General features: G+C 67.0%; 6 protein-coding genes. 4 read left to right on the top strand and 2 right to left on the bottom strand.

Features of this window, described 5'->3' with window-relative positions; all coding sequences use genetic code 11:
* The first annotated feature begins 79 nt into the window (after nt 1-79).
* Nucleotides 80-2,248, top strand: a complete 2,169-nt coding sequence (locus DI606_RS12325) for a primosomal protein N' (protein WP_293983380.1) — start codon at nt 80-82, stop codon at nt 2,246-2,248.
* Nucleotides 2,248-2,454, top strand: coding sequence for a DUF1289 domain-containing protein (locus DI606_RS12330; protein WP_293983395.1), 207 nt, complete (start codon nt 2,248-2,250; stop codon nt 2,452-2,454). The genes DI606_RS12325 and DI606_RS12330 overlap by 1 nt, the downstream gene beginning before the upstream one ends.
* Here DI606_RS12330 and DI606_RS12335 read toward each other — a convergent pair.
* Both DI606_RS12335 and ada read right to left on the bottom strand, forming a co-directional pair.
* Nucleotides 2,384-3,889, bottom strand: a complete 1,506-nt coding sequence (locus DI606_RS12335) for a hypothetical protein (protein WP_293983382.1) — start codon at nt 3,887-3,889, stop codon at nt 2,384-2,386. The genes DI606_RS12330 and DI606_RS12335 overlap by 71 nt on opposite strands.
* A 61-nt stretch (nt 3,890-3,950) precedes the next feature.
* Complete coding sequence (gene ada, locus DI606_RS12340; protein WP_293983384.1) at nt 3,951-5,009, bottom strand: bifunctional DNA-binding transcriptional regulator/O6-methylguanine-DNA methyltransferase Ada; 1,059 nt, start codon at nt 5,007-5,009, stop codon at nt 3,951-3,953.
* A gap of 117 nt (nt 5,010-5,126) precedes the next feature.
* Here ada and DI606_RS12345 point away from each other — a divergent pair, with 117 nt between their 5' ends.
* Both DI606_RS12345 and DI606_RS12350 read left to right on the top strand, forming a co-directional pair.
* Nucleotides 5,127-6,671 (top strand): serine protease, encoded by a 1,545-nt coding sequence (locus DI606_RS12345; RefSeq protein WP_293983386.1) that lies wholly within the window; start codon nt 5,127-5,129, stop codon nt 6,669-6,671.
* 200 nt (nt 6,672-6,871) lie between these two features.
* Nucleotides 6,872-7,426 (top strand): F0F1 ATP synthase subunit delta, encoded by a 555-nt coding sequence (locus DI606_RS12350; RefSeq protein ID WP_293983398.1) that lies wholly within the window; start codon nt 6,872-6,874, stop codon nt 7,424-7,426.
* Nucleotides 7,427-7,508 lie beyond the last annotated feature (82 nt).

Here is a 7,508-nt window from a genome sequence, read left to right on the forward strand (position 1 = left end):
GCTTTGCTCCGGCAGGGAAGTGATTCGTTGGCTGCGCCTATAGCGTCCCCCGCCCCTCCTGTCCTACATGGGGACCGAAATGTCCCGTGCCCGCGTCCTCCTGCTCAACGCCGCCCTGGGTCCGCTCGACTATCGCGTGCCCCACGGGATGCGCGTCGAGCCGGGCAGCATCGTCGTCGCCCCGCTCGGGCCGCGCCAGCTGATCGGCGTGGTGTGGGAGGAGGAGAGCTTTCCCGATGTGGAAAGCGTGGGCGACAATCGCCTGCGCAACCTGCTGGAGGCGGTGGACGCGCCGCCGATCCCGCAGACGCTGCGGCGGCTGATCGAATGGACGGCGGACTATTATCTCGCGCCGCCCGCAGCGGTGCTGCGCATGGCCCTGTCGTCCATGTCGGCGCTGGAGGGCGCGCGGACGGTGATCGAGTATCGGGCGACGGGCGCAGTGCCCGACCGCATGACCGAGCAGCGCGCCCAGGCGCTGGAGCGCATCGGCGATCGGCAGGGGCTGATCCGGGAACTCGCGACGATCGGCGGCGTCAGCGACGCGGTGATCCGGGGCCTCATCAAGCAGGACATCTTCGAGGCGGTGGAAGTCAGCGTCGACACGCCCTTCCCCATGCCCGATCCCGACCATGCGCCGCCCGCCCTGTCGGATGCGCAGGCAGCGGCGGCGGGGCAGATGGCCGACGCAGTGCGTGCCCGCGATTTCGCCCCCTTCCTGCTCGACGGCGTCACCGGATCGGGCAAGACGGAGGTTTATTTCGAGGCGATTGCCGCCGCCATCCGCGCCGATGCGCAGGTGCTGGTTCTGTTGCCCGAAATCGCGTTGACCGAACCTTTCCTCGAACGGTTCGAAAAGCGTTTCGGCACGATCCCCGTCAACTGGCACAGCGGCCTGCGCCAGAGCGAGCGGCGCAGGGCGTGGCGCGCCATCGCCAGCGGACAGGCGCAGGTGGTGGTGGGCGCGCGATCCGCGCTGTTCCTGCCCTATCCCAACCTTGGCCTCATCGTCGTGGACGAAGCGCATGAGGCGAGCTTCAAGCAGGAGGACGGCGTCCATTACCATGCCCGCGACGTGGCGGTGATGCGCGGCCTGATCGAAAAATTCCCGGTCATCCTCGCGTCGGCCACTCCGGCGATAGAGACGCGGCATCAGGTGGAGCTGGGCCGCTATGCCGAAATCAAACTGCCCTCGCGCTATGGCGGGGCGGAGATGCCCGATATCCATGGCATCAACCTGCTGACCGACCCGCCCGAGCGCGGTCGCTGGATCGCGCCTGAACTGGTGAAGGCCATCGAAGAGACGAAAGCGAAGGGCGAGCAGAGCCTGTTGTTCCTCAACCGGCGCGGCTATGCGCCGCTGACGCTTTGCCGCCATTGCGGCTATCGTTTTCAATGCCCCAACTGCACGGCGTGGATGGTCGAACATCGCCTGACCCACAGGCTGGCCTGCCACCATTGCGGGCATGTCACCCCCGCGCCGCGCTTCTGCCCCGAATGCAAGGAGGAGGACAGCCTCGTCGCCTGCGGCCCTGGGGTCGAGCGTATCGCGGACGAGGTGAAGGCGCTCTGGCCCGACGCGCGCACCGCCATCGTGACGTCCGACACGCTCTGGTCGCCCGCCAGGGTCGCCGATTTCGTGAAGTCGGTGGAAGCAGGCGACGTCGACATCATCGTCGGCACCCAGCTGGTGACGAAGGGCTATCACTTCCCCAACCTGACGCTGGTCGGCGTGATCGACGCCGACCTGGGCCTCGAAGGCGGGGACCTGCGCGCGGCGGAACGGACCTTCCAGCAGATCGTGCAGGTCGCCGGGCGCGCCGGGCGGGGGCAGAAGCCGGGCCGCGTCTTCATCCAGACGCGAATGCCCGAAAGCGAAGTCATCAAGGCGCTGATCGATGGCGACAGCGAGCGTTTCTACGATGTGGAGACCGAAAATCGTCGGCGCGCCAACGCGCCGCCCTTCGGTCGTTTCGCCGCGATCATCGTGTCGAGCGAGGATGCGGACGAGGCGGCGCAGACCGCCCGTCTGATCGGCAAGTCCGCCCCCGTAATCGAAGGAATGCGCGTTTACGGCCCCGCGCCCGCCCCGCTTTCCGTGCTGCGCGGCCGGCATCGCCATCGCCTTTTGATCCACGCCGGCCGGCAGGTCGATATCCAGGGCGCAATCCGCGAATGGCTGGGCAACATCGCCTGGAAATCGGGCACGCGGGTCGCGGTGGATGTCGATCCCTACAGCTTCATGTGATGGAAACGCATATCGCCTCCCCTTGCCGCACCCTCTGTGCGCTCGATGCGGAGCGGCAGCGCTGCACCGGCTGCGGGCGCACGCTGGACGAGATTGCCCGTTGGACCGGCATGAGCGAAGCGCAGCGCGCCGCCGTCATGGCGCGGGTGCGGGATTTCCCTTCGCCTTTGCCGACGCCTGCGCGTCCCAACGGGCCTTCAGCTTGAGCGCCGCGTCCCGCATCTCGGAACCGTGCGGGGAATAGGCGATGGGGTCGAGCAACGCCGACGCCTGAGCATAATCGCCGCGCACCGACAGCGCACGGGCGAAGTTCATGCGGTAGGAGGGGTTCTGCGGGAGCAGGCCGAACGCCTTTTGCAATCCGTCGTAGCCGATCTGCGGCATCGGCCCCCCTTGCATGGCGTGATAGCGGTAGAAGAGCGCCAGCGGAACCGGGTCCTCCGTATCGGCGCGATTGGCGCGCACGATGGCGGTGAGAGCCGCCTTCCAGTCTTCGGCCCTGTCGCTGCCCTGTGCCTTGTCCAGCAGCGCCTCGGCCCGCACGGCGTATCCGCGCGCGGATTTGGGATCGACCGCGATGGCGCGATCCGCGTCGGCAAGCGCCTTGTCCCTTTCGTCCGCCGCCCATTCCGCCTCCGCCAGCAACGCCAGGGCATAGGCGCTGTCGGGATAGCGTGCCGCCGTCGCGCGCACCGCATTCACGATAGTGGGCAAATCCTCGGTCCGGGGTGCGGCGATCAGGCGAAGCTCGTCCTCGACCAGCGCGCCCTGTACCGCATCGAGGGGCTTTACCTCGATTGCGCCGTCCTGCGGAGCGGGGAGGGGCTTATAGACCGATCCCGTCAGCGGATGACGCATATAGGCGACAAGGTCCTTTTCCAGACCCTCCAGCCCGCCTGCGAAATAGCTGTCCGGCTTGAGGTCGGGAACGCCCATGGCGACATCGTGAAGATAGCGCCTGATCTCGTCCCGGCGTCCGGTCTTCGTATACTGATAGAAATGGGTGAGCAGCCACGCGGTCCCGTAATAGCGGTCGCCGTCGCGCAGGCTCAGCCCCTCGGTATCCCGCGCGAACAGGTTCTTCACCGGATAGGGCGATACCAGCACCAGCGCGGGCACGCGCGCCATCGGCACGAGGCCGAACTGTATCCCCCCGTCCTGTTTGAACTTCACGGTCGAGAAGAATTCGGCAAAGCCCTCCACATACCAGGCGGGGTAGGCGGCGGGGAAATGATGCAGCATGAAATGATGCGCATATTCGTGGAAAAGAATTTCCTCGGCGCCGTGATCGAACTGGTTCGATTTCTGCTCGCGCGAAAGGACGGCGAACGCGTTGCGGTCCGACGTGCGATAGAAGCCGCCGATGTTGGGATTATGGGCCAGCGCCTTCACCTTGCCGCTGCTGGACAGGATGTACACTTTGACCGGCGCGCCCGCTGCCGGGTCGTCCACCCCGTTCATGCGGCGCAGCAGCATGTCGAACTTCTCCAGCCGTTCGGCAAAACCGCGCAGTTGGGTGTCGCTGCCTTCGCTGTAAACGGTGAAGTGCCGCGTTTGCGCCTGTCGCCATGCTGCCTGCGCGCTTCCCACCCAGCACAGCGCAAGTGCGGCAAACGCCGCAGCCTTCACCCGATGTCGCATGTCTTTCCCCTGCCTCTTGACGCCGGACAGGGTGGCGCAACGCGAGCCGTCTGAAAAGAGGCTATTTTCTTTCCCGATCGAGCAAAGCCCGCTTGCGCTCCAGCCCCCAGGCATAGCCGCCCAGCGCGCCGTCGCTGCGCAGGATGCGGTGGCAGGGGATGAGAACCGCAAGCCGGTTGTCGCCGCAGGCAGTACCCCCCGCGCGGACGGCGGCGGGGCGACCGACCGATGCCGCCAGCTGCGCGTAACTGCGCGTCTCGCCGGACGGGATGGCGCGCAGCGCTGCCCAGATCGCCTGCTGGAACGCCGTTCCGCCGACGTCGATCGGCAGATCGGGCGTGGCGGCGGGATCGTCGACCAACGCCGCCACGGCACGCGCCAGCCCGTCGAGCGTCGCGTCCGCAGGACGCAGCTCCGCCTGCGGAAAGGCAGCGCGCAAATCCGCCTCGCCCTGACCGAAACTGATGCGGCACAGGCCCTTGTCGCTTGCCGCAACCAGCATCGGGCCAAGGCTGCTGTCCAGGATCGTCCAACGGATCGTGACGCCGCGCCCGCCTTCTTTCCAGGCACTCGGGCTCATGCCCAGATGCGCCTGCGCATCGGCATAGGCGCGGCTGGGGCCGGAATAGCCCGCGGCATAGATGGCGTCGGTGACGCGCGCCTCCGTCCCCAGCGCGGCTTTCAACCGCTCGGCCCGCAGCGCGCGGGCATAGGCGGCGGGCGTCATGCCTGTTTCCCGCTTGAACAGGCGATGGAAGTGATGCGGCGCATAGCCGACCTGCGCCGCCAACCGCTCCAGCGGCAGGGCGTCCTGCGCCTTTTCGAGAAGCGCGATGGCACGCTCCACCGCAATCCGGTCGCGCCCCACTTCGTCCGGGCGGCAGCGCAGGCAGGCGCGATATCCGGCAGCGCGGGCCGCGTCGCCATCGGGCAGAAAGCGCATATGCTCGCGCCGGGGATGGCGGGCGGCGCAACTGGGTTTGCAATATATCCCGGTGCTCGACACGCAACCCACGAACAGGCCGTCGAAGGCGCGGTCGCGGCGCAGAAACGCCTGCCAGCAGGTCTCGGCGTCGGGCAACAGGAGCGGCTGGGGCGCGGGAGCGGTCATCGGGGTCATAGCCTATGCTATAAACGGCCTCGATATGCCATGCTTCCCGCGCCTTGCGGTCAAAGCGGCGCGTGTCGGCGTTTTCCCGATTGCGCAGGGCACCGCTTCGCATATGAATGCGCCACGATGTTCCTGATCCTGCGCCGCTTCGCCCTTCTCCTCGCCCTTCTCGCCCCCGCCGCCGCGCGGGCCGAGCAACAGGACATCGCCGCCGCCGCGCGCGGCGTGGTGCGCGTGGCGCTGGTGGCGACGGATGGGTCGGACGCCTATTTCGTGGGCCATGGCAGCGGCTTTGCCGTCGCGCCGGACAAGATCCTGACCAACGCCCATGTCGTCGAACTGGCGCGCGAGGAAAAGAACCTCGTCATCGGCGTCATCCCGTCGGAAGGGACGAAAACCTATGGCGGGCGCATCATCGCCTATTCGCCGGGCAACGATCTGGCGCTCATCCAACTGGAGGAAGGAAGCCTGCCCGTCAGCACTTTCTTCGCGGGTGCGGTGAGCGATGGGCAGCATGTCACCGCCATCGGCTATCCCGGCACGGTCGATCGCGCGCAGGGGCTTGGGCTGAAACAGCTGGTGGAGCCGCTCGCGACCGTCAAGACCAGCGGCAATATCTCGTCCGGGCGCGCCAGCCGCAGCTTCGACACGCTGCTCCACACCGCGCCGCTGGCTGCCGGAAACAGCGGCGGGCCGCTGGTGGACGATTGCGGGCGCGTGCTCGGCGTCAACAGCTTCGGGTCGGTGTCCGACGGCAACGACGCCGAATTCGGCTTTGCGGTGTCGTGGCGCGAAGTCGCATCCTTCCTGCGCCAGGCGGGCGTTTCCTCGCTGCACACCGTGGTGCCGTGCCGGTCCATGGCGGAGGCCGACGCCGCCGAAGCCACATTGACCCAGCGCGAGGCGCAGGTGAGCGAGCAGAAGAACCGCGCCAGCGCCGAAGCGCGCGACCAGGCATTGATGAAGGCACGCGACGACGCCGAACGCGACATCATCACCGCGCGCGAAAATGTGATGGCGGGTGCCGCCGTGCTGCTGGCGCTGGCGGTGCTGGGCCTTGGCGCGGGCGGCCTGTTCTACACGCAGGGCAAGGAACGCCAGGCGACCTGGCTGCTGGCGGGCGGGGGCGTCGCGCTGCTCGGCGCGCTCGGCCTCTTTCTTCTGCGCCCCAGTTTCTCGGGCATCGACGAACGGGTGAAGATGCCGCAGGACGGCGGCGTCAGCAGCAACGGTGCTTTCGCCTGGGCGGGCGACAATATCTGCAAAGTCGATCTCGCCCGCAGCCGCCTCACCGTGTCGCAGCCCAACGATATCGGCTTGCGCTGGGCGGAGGGCGGATGCGTCGACGGCGACATGCAATATGTGTCGAGCGGATCGACATGGCAGCGTACCTCCGTTCCCGACGAGGGCAATTACGTCACCGCCAGCCAGTTCGATCCCGCGACCGGAACCTTGCGCGTCGAACGCTGGCTGCCCGACCTCGACACGATGGAAAAGGTCCGCGCGCTGACGAAGGACAAGGCATTCAAGGGGTGCGGCGGCGGCGACCTCCTTACGCGCATCGCGTCGCTGCGCAGCGACGTGTCCGCCCTGCTTCCCGCGCAGCCCAACGAACGCATCGTCTATCATTGCCAGAAGGGGCGGCTCGCCCCTGCCGATCCTACGCCCTGATTGTCGGCTTGGGAGTAATAACTCATGCAAATAGGCTTGTTTTGGCGCCAGCCGCCGAATCATGTCACATCACTTGCATAGTCATAATGCGGCTGCTAACCGGCCCGCACAGGGGCACGGGACGGCATCTTACCGCGCCCCCTTTTTGCATGACCGGCATGATCGACACGCCGGTTCGTCAAACGGAGGACGGTAAAGGCGTGGACATGAGCGGCGGTATTCAGGCCAGTCTCAGCGGCCGCTACGCGGTGGCGCTGTTCGATCTGGCGCGCGACTCGAACGCGCTCGACACAGTGGCCGGCAGCCTTGCCGCCCTGAAGGCCGCCATCGCGCAGTCGGCGGACTTCAAGGGCCTGATCAACAGCCCGGTGCTGACCCGCGACGCAGCCGGTAAGACGATTGGCGCGGTCGCATCCTCCATGGGTCTCGATCCGCTCACCACGAAATTTCTGGGCGTGCTGGCGCACAATCGCCGCCTCTCCCAGCTTCCCGCAATTGTCCGGGCCTATGAGACGCTGCTGTCGAATCACAAGGGCGAGGCCCGCGCCGAAGTGACGAGCGCCCACCCGCTCGACAGCGATCAGGTCGCAGCGCTCGCCCGAAACCTGCGGACGCGCGTCGGCCGCGACGTGGCGATCGACGCGAAGGTCGACCCCGCGATCCTGGGCGGGCTGGTCGTCAAGATCGGCAGCCAGATGATCGACAGCTCCATCCGTACCCGATTGAACACGCTCGCCATGGCGATGAAAGGCTGAACATGGATATCAACGCCGCAGAAATTTCGAAGGTCATCAAGGACCAGATCGCCAATTTCGGCACCGAAGCGCAGGTCAGCGA

This window comes from Sphingobium sp., assembly GCF_003248505.1.
In the GTDB taxonomy this organism is placed as follows: Bacteria; Pseudomonadota; Alphaproteobacteria; order Sphingomonadales; family Sphingomonadaceae; genus Sphingobium.

Bases quoted from the DNA above. Each gene is read 5' to 3' on its own strand.
- DI606_RS12345 (WP_293983386.1), top strand. From the start codon at position 5,127: ATGTTCCTGATCCTGCGCCGCTTCGCCCTTCTCCTCGCCCTTCTCGCC.
- DI606_RS12325 (WP_293983380.1), top strand. From the start codon at position 80: ATGTCCCGTGCCCGCGTCCTCCTGCTCAACGCCGCCCTGGGTCCGCTC.
- DI606_RS12335 (WP_293983382.1), bottom strand. From the start codon at position 3,889: ATGCGACATCGGGTGAAGGCTGCGGCGTTTGCCGCACTTGCGCTGTGC.
- ada (WP_293983384.1), bottom strand. From the start codon at position 5,009: ATGACCCCGATGACCGCTCCCGCGCCCCAGCCGCTCCTGTTGCCCGAC.
- DI606_RS12330 (WP_293983395.1), top strand. From the start codon at position 2,248: ATGGAAACGCATATCGCCTCCCCTTGCCGCACCCTCTGTGCGCTCGAT.